This window comes from Massilibacillus massiliensis, from assembly GCF_900086705.1.
Lineage (GTDB): Bacteria > Bacillota > Negativicutes > FLKF01 > FLKF01 > Massilibacillus > Massilibacillus massiliensis.
In genome coordinates, this window is the sequence record NZ_LT575483.1 from 3,354,787 (window position 1) to 3,369,789 (window position 15,003).

17 protein-coding genes, 6 tRNA genes and 2 other annotated features are annotated in these 15,003 nt (G+C 37.5%); all 23 genes read left to right on the forward strand.

Annotation, left to right across the window (positions count from 1 at the left end; translation table 11 throughout):
• Positions 1–42: 42 nt before the first annotated feature.
• Positions 43–804, forward strand: a complete 762-nt coding sequence (gene ispD, locus BN6559_RS19335) for a 2-C-methyl-D-erythritol 4-phosphate cytidylyltransferase (protein WP_199884072.1) — start codon at positions 43–45, stop codon at positions 802–804.
• Positions 801–1,277: a 2-C-methyl-D-erythritol 2,4-cyclodiphosphate synthase gene (ispF, locus tag BN6559_RS19340; protein WP_199884073.1), complete on the forward strand. Its 477-nt coding sequence runs from the start codon at positions 801–803 to the stop codon at positions 1,275–1,277. Before ispD ends, ispF begins: the two co-directional genes overlap by 4 nt.
• Before the next feature lie 71 nt (positions 1,278–1,348).
• Entirely contained in the window at positions 1,349–1,606 is a 258-nt protein-coding gene (locus tag BN6559_RS15975; protein ID WP_110955658.1) for a hypothetical protein, read from the forward strand.
• A gap of 145 nt (positions 1,607–1,751) precedes the next feature.
• Positions 1,752–3,218 carry a glutamate--tRNA ligase gene (gltX, locus tag BN6559_RS15980; RefSeq protein ID WP_110955659.1) on the forward strand — a complete coding sequence of 489 codons (1,467 nt, stop codon included), beginning with the start codon at positions 1,752–1,754 and terminating at the stop codon, positions 3,216–3,218.
• 43 nt (positions 3,219–3,261) lie between these two features.
• Positions 3,262–3,480, forward strand: a binding site (T-box leader).
• Between the two features lie 57 nt (positions 3,481–3,537).
• Positions 3,538–4,284: a serine O-acetyltransferase gene (cysE, locus tag BN6559_RS15985; protein WP_110955660.1), complete on the forward strand. Its 747-nt coding sequence runs from the start codon at positions 3,538–3,540 to the stop codon at positions 4,282–4,284.
• Positions 4,268–5,707, forward strand: a complete 1,440-nt coding sequence (gene cysS / locus BN6559_RS15990; RefSeq protein WP_110955661.1) for a cysteine--tRNA ligase — start codon at positions 4,268–4,270, stop codon at positions 5,705–5,707. Before cysE ends, cysS begins: the two co-directional genes overlap by 17 nt.
• Complete coding sequence (locus BN6559_RS15995) at positions 5,707–6,192, forward strand: Mini-ribonuclease 3 (RefSeq protein ID WP_110955662.1); 486 nt, start codon at positions 5,707–5,709, stop codon at positions 6,190–6,192. Before cysS ends, BN6559_RS15995 begins: the two co-directional genes overlap by 1 nt.
• 158 nt (positions 6,193–6,350) lie before the next feature.
• Positions 6,351–7,688 carry an FAD-dependent thymidylate synthase gene (locus tag BN6559_RS16000; protein ID WP_110955663.1) on the forward strand — a complete coding sequence of 446 codons (1,338 nt, stop codon included), beginning with the start codon at positions 6,351–6,353 and terminating at the stop codon, positions 7,686–7,688.
• 15 nt (positions 7,689–7,703) lie between these two features.
• Positions 7,704–8,483: a 23S rRNA (guanosine(2251)-2'-O)-methyltransferase RlmB gene (rlmB, locus tag BN6559_RS16005; RefSeq protein WP_110955664.1), complete on the forward strand. Its 780-nt coding sequence runs from the start codon at positions 7,704–7,706 to the stop codon at positions 8,481–8,483.
• Between the two features lie 96 nt (positions 8,484–8,579).
• Positions 8,580–9,107: an NYN domain-containing protein gene (locus BN6559_RS16010; protein WP_110955665.1), complete on the forward strand. Its 528-nt coding sequence runs from the start codon at positions 8,580–8,582 to the stop codon at positions 9,105–9,107.
• Positions 9,108–9,330: 223 nt separating this feature from the next.
• Positions 9,331–10,065, forward strand: a complete 735-nt coding sequence (gene sigH / locus BN6559_RS16015) for an RNA polymerase sporulation sigma factor SigH (RefSeq protein WP_110955666.1) — start codon at positions 9,331–9,333, stop codon at positions 10,063–10,065.
• Between the two features lie 301 nt (positions 10,066–10,366).
• A complete protein-coding gene (gene pfp / locus BN6559_RS16020) occupies positions 10,367–11,617 on the forward strand; it encodes a diphosphate--fructose-6-phosphate 1-phosphotransferase (protein WP_110955667.1) in 1,251 nt (416 codons plus the stop codon).
• Between the two features lie 162 nt (positions 11,618–11,779).
• A tRNA-Met gene (locus BN6559_RS16025) sits at positions 11,780–11,855 on the forward strand.
• A 79-nt stretch (positions 11,856–11,934) separates the two neighbouring features.
• A tRNA-Thr gene (locus tag BN6559_RS16030) sits at positions 11,935–12,010 on the forward strand.
• Between the two features lie 10 nt (positions 12,011–12,020).
• Positions 12,021–12,105: transfer RNA gene (locus BN6559_RS16035), tRNA-Tyr, on the forward strand.
• A 22-nt stretch (positions 12,106–12,127) separates the two neighbouring features.
• Positions 12,128–12,203, forward strand: a tRNA-Met gene (locus tag BN6559_RS16040).
• A 24-nt stretch (positions 12,204–12,227) separates the two neighbouring features.
• A tRNA-Thr gene (locus BN6559_RS16045) sits at positions 12,228–12,303 on the forward strand.
• Positions 12,304–12,309: 6 nt separating this feature from the next.
• Positions 12,310–12,386, forward strand: a tRNA-Met gene (locus BN6559_RS16050).
• Between the two features lie 224 nt (positions 12,387–12,610).
• Entirely contained in the window at positions 12,611–12,760 is a 150-nt protein-coding gene (gene rpmG, locus BN6559_RS16055; protein WP_110955668.1) for a 50S ribosomal protein L33, read from the forward strand.
• 54 nt (positions 12,761–12,814) lie between these two features.
• Positions 12,815–13,030 carry a preprotein translocase subunit SecE gene (gene secE, locus BN6559_RS16060; protein WP_110955669.1) on the forward strand — a complete coding sequence of 72 codons (216 nt, stop codon included), beginning with the start codon at positions 12,815–12,817 and terminating at the stop codon, positions 13,028–13,030.
• A 42-nt stretch (positions 13,031–13,072) separates the two neighbouring features.
• Positions 13,073–13,603: a transcription termination/antitermination protein NusG gene (gene nusG / locus BN6559_RS16065; protein WP_110955670.1), complete on the forward strand. Its 531-nt coding sequence runs from the start codon at positions 13,073–13,075 to the stop codon at positions 13,601–13,603.
• A 31-nt stretch (positions 13,604–13,634) separates the two neighbouring features.
• Positions 13,635–14,060, forward strand: a complete 426-nt coding sequence (gene rplK, locus BN6559_RS16070) for a 50S ribosomal protein L11 (protein ID WP_110955671.1) — start codon at positions 13,635–13,637, stop codon at positions 14,058–14,060.
• A 66-nt stretch (positions 14,061–14,126) separates the two neighbouring features.
• Positions 14,127–14,825, forward strand: a complete 699-nt coding sequence (rplA, locus tag BN6559_RS16075) for a 50S ribosomal protein L1 (protein WP_110955672.1) — start codon at positions 14,127–14,129, stop codon at positions 14,823–14,825.
• An 18-nt stretch (positions 14,826–14,843) separates the two neighbouring features.
• Positions 14,844–14,991 (forward strand) — a sequence feature (ribosomal protein L10 leader region).
• The last annotated feature ends 12 nt before the right edge of the window (positions 14,992–15,003 follow it).

Sequence of the window (15,003 nt, forward strand, 5' to 3'; positions counted from 1 at the left end):
TATTGATGAAAAATAGTAAAAATAGATAAAGGTAGGGGTAATATGGTAACAGCAATTTTTCCTGCTGCGGGTCAAGGAAAAAGAATGGAAATTGGCATAAATAAGGTATTTCTAGAGCTTTTAGGTAAGCCGATTTTAGTACATACAGTGATTGCTTTTTCTAATTGTACAGCAATTGATGATTTAATTATTGTAGTAGCCCCAGAAGAAGTTTCAATTGTAAAAAAAATATTAAAGGCAGTACCGAATTTAAAACCATGGCAAGTTGTGGCAGGCAGCACGGAAAGACAGTACTCTATTGCAAATGGACTGGCATCACTGCGTCCAGATACTGAGATTGTTCTAGTGCATGATGGTGCCAGACCACTTACCAGTGATGCAGTCATTACGGCTGTTGTGGAAGAAACTAGACGGTTTGGGGCGACTGTTACAGGCGTTCCGGCAAAAAATACAATTAAAATTGTGAATGAAGACCAAGTTGTTACAGAAACCCCAGAACGCAGTACTTTATGGTCAATTCAAACACCGCAGGGATTTAAAAGAGAGATTATTTTAGATGCTTATAAAAAAGCTGATCAAGATGATTTCCTTGGAACTGATGATGCAAGTTTAGTAGAACGATTGGGAATTAAGGTCAAAGTTGTAAAAGGTGAATATAGCAATTTAAAAATTACGACACCAGAGGATTTTATTATCGCAGAAGCTTTTTTACGAAAAGGTGTGGTCGCGCGATTGGTTTCAGGGGTGTCTACTCTGGTTGCCGATGTTGCAGAAACTTTGAAAAAAGGTGTGAAAAAATTATGATGAGATTTGGGATGGGATATGATGTCCATAAACTTGTAGAAGGGCGTAAACTGATTTTAGGCGGAGTAGAAGTTCCCCATCATCTTGGTTTGCTAGGACATTCAGATGCCGATGTTGTATTGCATGCAATTTCAGATGCTTTGCTTGGTGCTGCGGCCTTAGGCGATATTGGCAAACATTTTCCGGATACTGACGAAAAATATAAAGGAATTTCTAGCATTTTGCTGCTGGAAGAAGTACGGAATCTGATTGATCAAGCGGGATATCAAGTCGGTAATATCGATGTAACAATCGCAGCGCAAAAGCCTAAATTAGCTGATTTTATTGCGAAGATGAATGAAAATATTGCACAAGCGATGCAATGTGAATTAAATAAAGTGAATGTAAAAGCCACGACAACGGAAGGCTTAGGTTTTGTAGGTGTAGAGGAAGGTATAGCAAGTTATGCCGTTGTAGGAATCATAAAAAAATAGATTTGAATAAGTTTAATAATTTTGTACATATTAACAATTACAATGAATCTCGTATGAGGAGGCATTATTTTATGCGTAATTTACTATGTGCAATTTTTGTTATGGTATATGTGCTGTTGCCAAGAGAATGTTTTGCCATGGATTTTGATGTACACTTTGAAACAATGGAGGATAATTTTATTGGCGAAGTATGGTATGACAATGCACTCTTTTGGCGGTTTGCCCTATCGCCAACGGGGGCTCTTCCGACAAGCTCAAACACAGCGTATTTTCATACAGTTATAACGCCGGAAATTGAAGATGGGTTTTTTATTTTTAGAGTACAATAAAAGTTGAAAAACTTAAATAAAATGATATAATGTATAAGAAATAACTGAGGTATTTTATCTATCTCAGTTATTTTATGTAGATTTTGCATAGTAATAAAAATTTTGTTACAATACATAGTACAGGATGATTATGGGAGGCTATTTTATGTCAGAAGAAGTACGTGTGCGATTTGCGCCAAGTCCAACAGGCCCGTTTCATATTGGTGGTGCAAGATCAGCATTATTTAATTGGTTGCTTGCTAAAAAAACAGGCGGAAAATTAATTCTAAGAATTGAGGATACGGATAGAGCTCGTTCAACGAGGGAATCAGAAGAAAATATCAAAGCTGCTTTGAAGTGGCTGGGTATCAATTGGGATGAAGGTATTGATGTCGGCGGAGAATATGGACCATATCGTCAAACCGAGCGGCTTGCGCTTTATAAAAAGTTTACGGATCAATTGCTTGCTGAGGGAAAAGCTTATTATTGTTATTGCTCAGATGAAGAGTTAGAGGCGGAACGCAATGCTTTAATGGAGAAAAATGAAATGCCGATTTATCAAGGGCATTGTCGTGAGCTGACAGAAGAACAAAAAGCAAAACTGATTGCTGAAGGCAGAAAACCTACAATTCGATTTAGAACACCAGCGAATCAACAGGTTGTGTTCGATGATTTGGTACGTGGGAAAATGAGTTTTGATTCAAATGGGGTTGGCGATTTTGTTATTGTAAAATCAGATGGAATCCCTGTATATAATTACGCCGTGGTACTGGATGATGCGCTTATGAAAATAAGCCACGTAATTCGTGCTGAAGAGCATTTATCTAATACACCAAGGCAAGTTGTTTTATATGAAGCACTTGGTCTACCAGTGCCTACGTTTGGACATATTTCATTAATTCTAGGTAAAGATAGAACCAAGATGAGTAAACGGCATGGTGCAACTTCGGTAGATCAATATCGCCGATTAGGCTATCTGCCGGAAGCGATTGTGAATTTTCTTGCACTGCTTGGCTGGGCACCGAATAGCGAACAGGAAATTTTCTCTACGGAAGAGTTAATTCAAGAATTCTCTATGGATCGTGTGGCAAAGAATCCAGCAGTGTTTGATATCGATAAATTAAACTGGATCAATGCACATTATATGAAAGCTGCAAACCCGGATAAGATTGCGTTTTTGGCGATCCCTCATCTTGTGGAAGCTGGATATATTTCAGGGGAATTAACAGCAGAAGAGAAAGATAACTTGGTGAAATTTGTTTCCGTAATTCAAGATCATTTGAGTTATGTAGCACAGGTTGTTGATTATGCGGATCTTTATTATAAAGATGATGTTGTAATCGAAGATGAGGAAACAAAAGTAATTTTATTAGATGAAGAAATTCCAGCTGTCATCGCGTTATTCAAAGAAAAATTAAACGCGTTGGAAGAAGTAAATGCAGCAAATATTAAACCAATTTTAAAAGCGATTACAAAAGAATTAAAAGTCGGCGGGAAAAAAGTGTTTATGCCAATCCGTGTTGCAATGACAGGGCAGATGCATGGTCCTGATTTGGTTCGTTTAATTGAAGTTTTGGGGCGTGAGCGCGTGATTGACCGTATTGATAAAACAATGCGTAGTGTGACGAAATAAAATGCTTGCGAAGTGAATTTGGATTACATATAATGAGAAATAGAGAAATGTGTTGATCGGGAAAGTAGGTGAACTTTCTCCTGCAGAGAGGTACTATAATAGCTGAAATTAGTACTAGGAAGAAAGCCATTCGAAATGCACCCGGGAGCAGTTTAGCTGAATTTATAGTAGGCTAAAACGGTAGCAGCCGTTATCTGTATTGAGTGAGGTAAATCTATGGATTTATCTAAACAGAGTGGAACCACGGGCCATCGTCTCTGTCAAGAGATGATGGTCTTTTTCTATGTATTTTTATTAGGAAAAGGAGTATAATTTTAAGATGTTTGCACGTTTAAAGAAAGATATACGCGTAGTATTTGATCGCGATCCGGCGGCAAGAAGTGTTTGGGAAGTTATTTTTTGTTATCAGGGGTTGCACGCAATTTGGTTCCATCGTTTATCACATTATTTATATTTAAAAGGGTGGGTATTGTTGCCGAGAATGATTTCCAACTTTGCTCGATTTTTGACCGGGATTGAAATTCATCCTGGAGCAAAACTTGGTGAAGGGTTATTTATTGACCATGGTACGGGGATCGTAATCGGTGAGACTGCAGAAGTAGGTAAGAATGTAACACTATACCAAGGGGTTACGTTAGGCGGGACAGGAAAAGAAAAGGGAAAACGTCATCCGACCATCGGAAATAATGTTGTTGTTGCTTCAGGCGCAAAAGTATTAGGATCTTTTCAGGTTGGGGATCACGCTAAAATTGGTGCGGGATCTGTTGTATTAAAAGAGGTTCCGGCGTATGCAACTGTCGTAGGCATACCTGGAAAAGTCGTATTGATGCATGGTGAGAAAGTTAAGACTCCAGAACAAATTGCCGAAGAGAATAGAATTCATTCTGTCATTTATAATAAAGATAAAGAAATGGAAGAAGAAAAAGACGTCGATTTAGCACATGATGATTTGCCGGATCCTGAAGAAGAAATGCTCATGTGCATGCATAGGAATATGCAACAATTAGAAAATAAAATAAAAAACTTGGAAAGGGAGTTAGAAAAGCATAATGCTAAAGGTTTATAATACTTTAACAAGGCAAAAAGAAGCGTTTGTGCCGCAGGTTCCCGGAGAAGCCAGTATCTATGTCTGTGGTGTTACACCTTATAATCATCCTCATATAGGAAATGCAAGGCCATTTATTACTTGGGATGTAATTAAACGATATTTAAGAAAATCAGGCTATAAAGTGAAACATGTGCAGAATTTTACCGATGTAGATGATAAAATTATTCGCACAGCAAATCAGGAAGGGGTAAAATGGTCAGCTATTTCTGAGCGCTATATGAATGCTTACTTTGAAGTAATGGATCAATTGAATGTAGAACGCGCAGATGTATATCCAAGAGTCTCCGAACATATGGATGATATTATCTCAATGATTGCAACTCTGGTGAAAAAAGGATATGCTTACGAACTTGAAGGTGATGTCTATTACAGCGTAGAGAAATTTTCTGATTATGGAAAATTAAGCGGCAGAAAACTTGAGGATATGCAAGCCGGTGCTAGAGTTAATGTAGACGAACGTAAACAAAATCCTATGGATTTCGCTCTTTGGAAGAGTGCAAAGCCTGGCGAACCCGCATGGAAAAGTCCATGGGGAGAAGGTCGCCCTGGTTGGCATATTGAATGCTCGGCAATGTCGCTGAAATATTTAGGAGAGACTTTCGATTTTCATGGGGGCGGTAGTGATCTTATTTTTCCACATCATGAAAATGAAATTGCGCAATCCGAAGCCTGTTGCGGAAAGTCAAATTCTTTTGTGAAATATTGGCTTCATAATGGGTTTATTACAATCAATGAAGAAAAAATGAGCAAGTCATTAAATAATTTCTTCACGGTATTAGATATATTAAAGCAATATCCGGCAGAAGTGTTAAGATTTTTTATTGTAGAAACGCATTATCGCAGTCCGCTTGATTTTAGTGATGCACGTTTAAATGAAGCTGCTCGCAGTTTAGAACGATTGAGAACAGCGATGTTAAATTCTATAGCTTTAGATCAGTATGAAGCAGGAGCTGAAAGTGACTTGTCGGCAGCACTCCAGAACTTTGCAAAAAAGGCTGAAACAGATTTTTGCTTGGCAATGGATGATGATTTTAATACAGCATTGGCATTAAGTAGTATGTTCGCACTAGCAAAAGAAATCAATGTGTATTATCATGCAGTTACGACTGGAAAAGTTGCACATGATACAAACGCCTTTTCTATTGCACGGAAAGTATATGAAGAAATGGCGAATATTTTGGGAATTTTAGTAGATGTACGTTCACAGGAAAGCGAGGAAGATGAAGAAGTGGTAGAAGATTTAATGAAAATTATTATTGAACTTCGTCAACAAGCGCGAAGTTCAAAAGATTGGGCTACTGCCGACAAAATTCGTGATCAGTTGCATGAAATCGGTATAACTTTAGAAGATTCACCTACAGGCGTTAGGTGGAAAAAATAATGAATTTTGACCATTTCAAATTTTTAGTCGATAGTGTTTTTCAGTGTGATGAAGCAGGCGCGGTGAAACAAAACTATAAAGAAATCCGAGTAGAATCACTCAATCCTCTCGTTCTTGCTTACATTGGTGATGCTTATTTCAACTTGTATGTACGCGGGAAACTTTTGGCTTATGAACAAAATAAAGTGCAAGTGCTGCATCGTTTTGGCGCACAGATTGTCTCCGCAACTTGGCAATCTATTGCTTATCATGGGATTGAATCCTTGTTGACAGAAGATGAGAAATCTATATTTCGTCGAGGTCGCAATGCCAAAAGTCATGTGCCAAAAAGTGCGACTGTTGCTGAATATCGGGCAAGTACGGGCTTTGAGGCGCTATTAGGCGCACTTTATTTACAAAAAAAATATGAACGGCTTTATGAGTTGGTAGATAGAGCATTTGATATTATTTCCTCAGAAATGATGCAGAAGACCAAAATAAAGTAGAGACGAAGAACGTTTATGAGGAGCTGTGCATTTGGAGTATGCGCGGCTCCTTTGCCGAACAAGAGAAAGTGCAGATACTTATTGCAAATTTTAAGTAATGCAGCGGCTGTTTATTGCAATTTGATAATCTATAGATCCATAAATGGAGAGTGAATGAAATGAAGATTGCTCAATTTGAAGCAACAGGTATAGATAAAGTGGAACATTTCTTTGAATTGAATGACATCAATTCTTTATCGGAACGTGAATTGTGCTGCTTTTTAAAAGCGTGTAATATTTCTTTTATATTAGAAGGGATTAATCGAATACAAAGTACTTTAATCTGTGAGCTGAAAGATTCTTATGTACAGCAAAGTCAACGCTATGTAACCTTAAACTTGGAATCGTATCTTTTGCCTAGCTTGGAAGAAAATGATGAAAAAAAAGCACAAGAACTTACGATGGAAGCGTTTGCATTGTATACGAATATGTCAAGGTTAAAAGATGGTGAGTTTAAAGGGCGCCCTAAACGGACAAATTATTTATACGGAATTCCAATTGAAGATGCAAGGTATATTTTACCTTTAGGAACAAAAACGAATGTTTGTGTTGCCATGGCTGGAGACAAATTAGTTCAGTTGTTTCAATTGTTGACGAATCCGCAGTATGGAGAATTATTTACAACAATACTGGATCAATTTAAATTGTATTTACCTAAGCGGATGTTTCAATTATTAATGCAACAAACAATTTATACGGACAAAACATTGATGGATAATTTTTATCAAATGTATTTTGATCGGATCGACGCGGCCGAAAATTTAATTTTATTAGATCAATTTAGTGAACTTGATATGAAAGTTGGTTTTGGTGCGATGACAAGCACCATGAAAATTACCCCGTCGGAAGCGATTGCAAAGTGGGGCGAAGAAGCGCCAACTAAGGCAAAAGGTGTAGTGAAACGCGTTTTAAGTTATGGGCATACAAGCATTGCTGAACAAGCTAGAACTACATTCGGAATGATGTGTAGTCTTGTTACATATCATCAGCAATTAAGGCACAGAATCACTACGAATTATCGTGAGAATTTAAATGTGGTTTTACACGATCAACAGCGTGAAGTCATCATACCAGAGACGATTAGAGAATCTAACTTTTGTGAAGAATATAAGAGACTCGTCGAGCGATTCAGAAGTTTTCGTAAAATGGTTGCAGAAAAATATGGTACAGATAAAGCCTTACCTTTCTTGTTGAATTGTGATCAGATAAAACTCATTATTTCTGCAAACGCACGTGCTGATATATCTATGCTGGCAGATCGTACCTGTATGAATGCGCAGTGGGAAATTCGTGAGTTGGCGGTCAAGAAAGTGATGATTCTTCGAAAGTTATCACCTGAATTGTATGAGAAAGCATTACCATCGTGTGTATTAGGAAGCTGTCGTGAAGGGAAAATGACCTGTGGACAAGCTGGAAAAATGCGCGAAAAGTTTTTAAATTTAGAGCAAATCAAATAACAGGAGAGAAATGATATGAAGCAAAAACAACTCCCACAGCAAGAAATATCAGATGAAATTATCTTTGGTCGTAATAGCGTAATGGAAGCGTTAAAAAGTGGACGTTCTATCAATAAAATTTTATTGGCAAAAGGAGAAAAACAAGGCTCTATAAAAGAAGTGATTGGGCTTGCAAAGGAAAAACGTATCATTCTGCAAGAGGTTGAAATAAACAAGCTCGATATGATTGTAAAAGGGCTGAAACATCAAGGCGTGATCGCGTATGGTGCACCGGTGGATTATGTGGAGATCGAAGACATTTTACAAAGAGCAAGTGATCTTGGACAGCCTCCGTTCATTGTATTATTAGATGAATTAGAGGATCCACATAATTTAGGAGCAATTTTGCGGACTGCAGATGCAGCTGGCGTACATGGTGTACTTATTCCTAAAAGAAGGAGTTGTCCATTATCGGCAACTGTAGCAAAAACTTCTGCTGGTGCAGTAGAATATGTACCTGTAGCGCGTATTGGCAATATCGCACAAACGATTAAGGAACTAAAAAAAATGGGCATGTGGGTTGTTGGTGCAGATATGGATGGAGAGAAGAATTATTATGAAGCGGATCTGACGGGGGCGTTAGTTCTTATTATTGGCGGAGAAGGAAAAGGAATTAGTCGCTTGACAAAAGAGCAATGTGACTTTTTAGTGAAGATTCCGATGTCCGGTAAAATCAATTCCTTAAATGCATCGGTTGCAGGGTCAGTCTTAATGTTTGAGTCATTAAAACAGCGTATGCTAAAAGTAAATAAATAACACAAAAGGTTAGCAAAAATGCTAACCTTTTGTGTTATAATGTAAAATAGGTATTGAATTCTAGATTTTTATATAGTACCTTTCAGGAGAAGATGAATGAAAGCTGGTAAACGAGAATATTTTATCATAGATGGTTATAATGTCATTAATGCTTGGCCAGAGTTGATTGCTATGAGAGATAATTTAGAGATGGCAAGGGACAAATTGGTGGAGTGTTTAATGGAATATGGAGCTTTTCAGCAGTATGATATAACAATTGTATTTGATGCTTTTTTCACAGTTCACGGGGAATCTTATGAAAAAATAAATCAGCATTTAGCTATCATTTATACTGATGAAGGGGAAACAGCCGATAGTTATATAGAAAAATTAGCCTATAATTTGGTACGAGAAGGTAAAGAAGTGTATGTTGTTACTTCTGACTATGCTGAACAGACAGTTATTTTAGGTGCTGGTGCGTATCGGATGTCATCAAGAGAACTTCGTAAGGCAATTAAGAAAACAAAGAAAAAAATTCAAGAAGAATATATACAAAATACAATACAACGTTCAAGACACGAACTTGGTTGTCGAATTAAGGCGGATATTGCTAAAAAATTGGATGAGCTTAGAAAAAGACGTTAAATCGTTCGAGAAAACAGTGAGAACTAAGCAATTGAGGGTTGACTAGGAGTGTGCCCTAGGGTATAATTTGCTGTAAAGAATGTGGACAATGGAAAAGTATTTTGAAATGGCGCGAAGGCGCATTTTCTTTTTTGATGCTTAGATATGAGACACAAAAGTACAAGCTACTATTTCTGAACGTAATACTATATCGTGATAAGAGAATTTGTGAGGAGGCGGTGCGATGCGAGTTAATACTCAAAGTGAAGAAGTATTTAATGATTTTGAGAATATGACCGATGAAGAAATTGTTGCTGAAGCTAAGGCAAATGATAATAATATCGCACTAGATTATCTGATTAATAAATATCGGAATTTTGTCAGGGCGAAAGCACGTTCTTATTTTTTGATTGGGGCAGATCGGGAAGATATTATTCAAGAAGGTATGATTGGATTGTATAAAGCAATCCGAGATTTTAGAAATGATAAATTATCATCTTTTAGAGCTTTTGCAGAGCTTTGTGTTACACGGCAAATTATTACGGCGATCAAGACGGCAACGCGGCAAAAACATATTCCTTTAAATTCTTATGTATCTTTAAATAAACCAATTTATGATGAAGATTCTGATCGTACATTGCTGGATGTTTTATCTGGTTCAAAGATTTCTGATCCGGAAGAACTTGTGATCAGTCGCGAAGAATTTATTGATATCGAAGCTAAAATGGGACAAATCTTGAGTGATCTTGAATGGAAAGTATTGATGTCCTATCTTGATGGGAAATCCTATCAAGAGATTGCTGTAGAACTTGATCGACATGTAAAGTCAATTGATAATGCACTGCAGCGTGTAAAACGTAAATTAGAACGTTATTTAGATAATCGCGGTGATGATGCAGATGTCAATAGCGTTTATAATGGGTTAACTAATATTAACAAACAATTGCATGGATTGTGTGGCGGACTCGGTGATAATTAAAAATGCTATCTGACTTCATAAGTCAGGTAGCATTTTTACGGTTCGCTTGCTTTTTGACGCATCAATTTTCATTGAAAGAATAGGGGATTAAACGAAGAAATAATATAAATTTTTTATATTATGAAGGAATCTATTATTTATACGGAGAATACTTAAGCATATTCAAATATATTTAGAAAATTAATAATATTCTAAATATATTATTTTTTGGTGCTCAATTACATAATGGTTTCGTTCTATCATATGGTTTATTCAGATAGGATACTTGGTCTTATAATTTTATTATTTTTAGGGGGAAGTTATGTACAAATCGAGTAAAAATGTAATTGCAATTGTCTGCGGAGGTGGTCCGGCGCCTGGAATTAACAGTGTTATAAGTGCTGTTACCATGGAAGCAAGAAAAAATTGTTGGGACGTAATTGGCATTTACGATGGATTTTCACGATTGGCAAGGGGGGAAAAGAAATTTGTTCACTTAAATTATGATTTAGTAAGTCGAATACACTTAACGGGCGGATGCATTTTGCAAATGTCGCGTTTTAATCCAACGAAACAAGAAGATGATTTAAAAAGAGTTGTAGACACGCTAACCGAACTTGGTGTAACGCACCTTGTTACAATTGGGGGTGACGATACTGCTTTTAGTTCATCCAAAGTTGCTGAATATGCGGCAGTTATTGGCAGAACAATTCATGTTGTGCATGTACCAAAAACAATAGATAATGATTTGCCTTTGCCAGAAGGTATACCGACATTTGGATTTGAAACAGCCAGAGCGCTTGGTACTATGGTACTGGAAAATTTAATGGAAGATGCTAGAACTACGAATAATCGCTGGTATTTTGGAATCGCTATGGGGCGCACAGCGGGGCATTTGGCACTTGGTATGGGAAAGTCAGCCGGAGCAATTATTACGATTATTCCGGAAGAATTCAGTGCGCCTAAAATCAGATTGCAACAAGTCATTGACATGTTGACATGCTCGATGGTAAAACGCTATTTGACTGGTCGGAATTATGGCGTTGCTGTTATAGCCGAAGGTGTTATTGAAAAAATTGCTGAAGAAGATTTCGTAGCACTCGGCGATCTCTGCTTGGATGAGCATGGACATATCCGCTATTCAGAACTTGATTTTGGTGAAGTATTAAAGAAAGAAGTTGCAAAAGAGCTGGCTAAAATTGGTGTGAAAATTACAATTGTTGATAAAGAAATTGGTTACGAGCTGCGTTGTGCACCGCCTATTTCTTATGATATTGATTATACACGTTCACTTGGGTATGCAGCTGTTCGCTTTCTAATGAATGGCGATAGCGCAGCTATGATCTCCATTCAAAACAATGAAACTGTACCACTTTATTTTAAAGATTTGCGTGATCCAGAAACAGGTAAGACTCTTGTAAGAAGAGTGAATGTCAATGCAATGAACTATAAAATTGCAAAAGAGTTTATGATTCGTTTAGTAGAAGAGGATTTGCAAGATGCAAGTCTGGCGAACGCGTTTAAGATGACAATTGAGGAATTTAAATCAAAATACAGCTATTTGTTTGCTTAAGAATAAATAAAATACGAGTTGTGTACACAGCTCGTATTTTATTTTTGTAAGGCAGTATATTTGTTTTAAAATAGTATATATTATTTATTATATAAAAACACTTTACAAATCAATTGAACTATGATAACATTACTTATTGTCACCGGTTGGTAGATATTTAATCGCGGGGTGGAGCAGTTGGTAGCTCGTCGGGCTCATAACCCGAAGGTCACAAGTTCGAGTCTTGTCCCCGCAACCAAATTACTTTTCAAAAAGTGATTTAAAAAAAGTTGTTGACAAACCGTAGAAAAGTTTGTATAATAAATAATGTTCTTAAGGCTGGTGTAGCTCAATTGGTAGAGCAACTGACTTGTAATCAGTAGGTTGGGGGTTCAAGTCCTCTCGCCAGCTCCAGTTGAATCATGGATGGGTTCCCGAGTGGCTAAAGGGAGCAGACTGTAAATCTGCCGGCTCTGCCTTCGTTGGTTCGAATCCAACCCCATCCACCATTTTAACTTTATATTTTAATATCGCGGGGTGGAGCAGTTGGTAGCTCGTCGGGCTCATAACCCGAAGGTCACAAGTTCGAGTCTTGTCCCCGCAACCAAGTAATCTAAAAAAGTTAGTGATCGCTGATGTAGCTCAGTCGGTAGAGCGTATCCTTGGTAAGGATAAGGTCACCGGTTCAATCCCGGTCATTAGCTCCATAATATGGCGGCGTAGCTCAGTTGGCTAGAGCATGCGGTTCATACCCGCAGTGTCCGGAGTTCAAATCTCTGCGCCGCCACCAAATAAATAACAAAAAACCCCTGTGTGGGGTTTTTATTTTATGTATTTGGGTAAGACTATAAAAATACATAAAATAATGAAAAGTAACGATTAACGATTATTTAACAGTAAATACAAAACTTAAAATGTTGCATTGATTTTATTGACAGCTTATGCTAAGTGTGATAAATTATATTAGTGACATTTTGAAATGTAGTATATTTACTGGCAAGAGGGGTGCATAGGATGCGTAATGCAGTTACATTGGCTTGCGTTGAATGTAAACAGCGTAATTATCAGACCAATAAAAACAAAAAAAATGACCCAGATAGATTAGAATTCAATAAATACTGCAAGTTTTGTAAGAAACACACGTTACACAAAGAAACGAAGTAATTATAACTTCGAATCTTGTGTTCCGCGTGGCAGTATAATGGGGATGTGAAAAGATTGGCTACTGAAGAGTCGGCTGTACAGTCTGAAGGATCAAGCGTAATAGGGTTTTTTCGTGAAGTTAAATCTGAAGTGAAAAAAGTATCATGGCCTGACAAAAAAGAACTTGTAACGTATACAGGCGTAGTTTTTGTTACTGTGGTTTTTATTTCAATTCTGATTTGGCTTTGTGATACTGTGTTTGCTAAAATGCTCGAAGTCATTCTACGATAAGGCGGCTAAGGGGGTGGGGGACGTAGTTTCGTCCCTTAAGTGATGGAATCAGAAAAAAAATGGTATGTAATCCATACATATTCTGGATATGAAAACAAAGTAAAAGCAAATCTTGAACGGAAAGTTCATTCGATGGGTATGGAAGATGAAATATTTCGTGTAGTTGTACCTATGGAAGATGAAGTTGAACATAAAGATGGCAAGAAAAAAATTACGAAAAAGAAAGTTTTCCCTGGATATGCATTGGTTGAAATGATTGTTAGTGATAGATCTTGGTATATTGTTCGCAATACACCAGGTGTTACCGGGTTTGTTGGTTCTGGAACTAAACCTATACCGCTCACTGATACTGAAGTGAAACGTATTCTTAAATCTATGGGAATTGAAGAACTTAAACCTAGCTTTGACATTGAAGTTGGGCAAGCTGTTCACATTAACTCTGGCGCTTTTGAAAATTTTGCGGCCACGGTTACAGAAATAAGTCCTGAACGTAGTAAAATTAAAGTTTTAGTTAATATGTTTGGACGTGAAACTCCGGTTGAATTGGAGTTTAGCCAAGTTGAGAAAATTTAATTTGGTTTTATATTAAGGAGGTGTAATATATATGGCTAAAAAAGTTGTTAAGCTTGTAAAATTACAAGTGCCTGCTGGGAAAGCTACTCCAGCGCCTCCAGTTGGTCCTGCACTAGGTCAAGCTGGTGTTAATATTATGGCTTTTGTTAAAGAATTTAATGAAAGAACTGCTCAACAGGGTGGTTTGATTATTCCAGTTGAAATTACGGTTTTTGAGGATAGATCCTTTACATTTATCACAAAAACTCCTCCAGCTGCTGTACTTTTGAAAAAGGCTGCTGGTATTGAAACTGCGTCTGGCGAACCTAATAAGAAAAAAGTTGCTAAATTGCCACGTGCAAAAGCAATCGAAATCGCTGAAAGCAAAATGCAGGATTTGAATGCTGCTAGCATTGAAGCTGCTACTCGTATGATCGAAGGTACAGCTCGTAGCATGGGTATAGAAATCGTTGATTAAATTTTAATTTTGATGCTATACTCGTGGGAGGGAAAACCGCTATTACCACGAAAGGGGAAAAAAGAAATGCCTAAATTTGGTAAAAAATATCAAGAAGCTGCAAAGCTAATTGAAGATAAATTTTATGATGCTGATGAAGCTGTTGATTTGGTGAAAAAGACTGCTACAGCTAAATTTGATGAAACTGTTGAAGTTGCTGTGAAATTAGGTGTAGATCCTAAACATGCTGATCAACAAGTTCGTGGTGCCGTTGTGTTACCACATGGTACAGGCAAAAGCAAACGCGTATTGGTGTTTGCGAAAGGTGACAAAGTGAAAGAAGCAGAAGCAGCTGGTGCTGATTTTGTTGGTTCTGATGAACTTGTTACGAAAATTCAAGGAGGCTGGGCTGATTTTGATGTCGCTGTAGCTACTCCTGATATGATGGGTACAGTAGGTCGCCTTGGTAAAATACTTGGACCTAGAGGCTTAATGCCAAATCCTAAAGTTGGTACTGTAACTTTGGATCTTACCCGTGCTATTAATGAAATTAAAGCAGGTAAAATCGAATACCGTACTGATAAAGCTGGGAATATCCATGCGCCTATCGGTAAGGCTTCATTCGAAGCTGGCAAGTTGTTAGAAAACTTCCAGACCTTAATTGATACATTGAATAAAGTGAAACCTGCCGCTGCAAAAGGCCAATACATGCGCTCTATTACTGTGAGCACAACAATGGGTCCTGGCGTTAAGGTGAATCCGCTAAAAGTTTCCGCAAAAGCCTAAAAGGGCTTTTAACAACTTAATATTTTAACTATTAGGCTGTAGAAAGCAGGTGCTCTTTTGGAGAGTATAATGGACTTGTCCGCCTGCCGAGGTCGGAGTTTTAGCATAGCTTAGGCTTATTGCAACCTCTGACGTTCTTAGTCAGAGGTTGTTTTATTGTTTTTATCTGAGGAAGGGG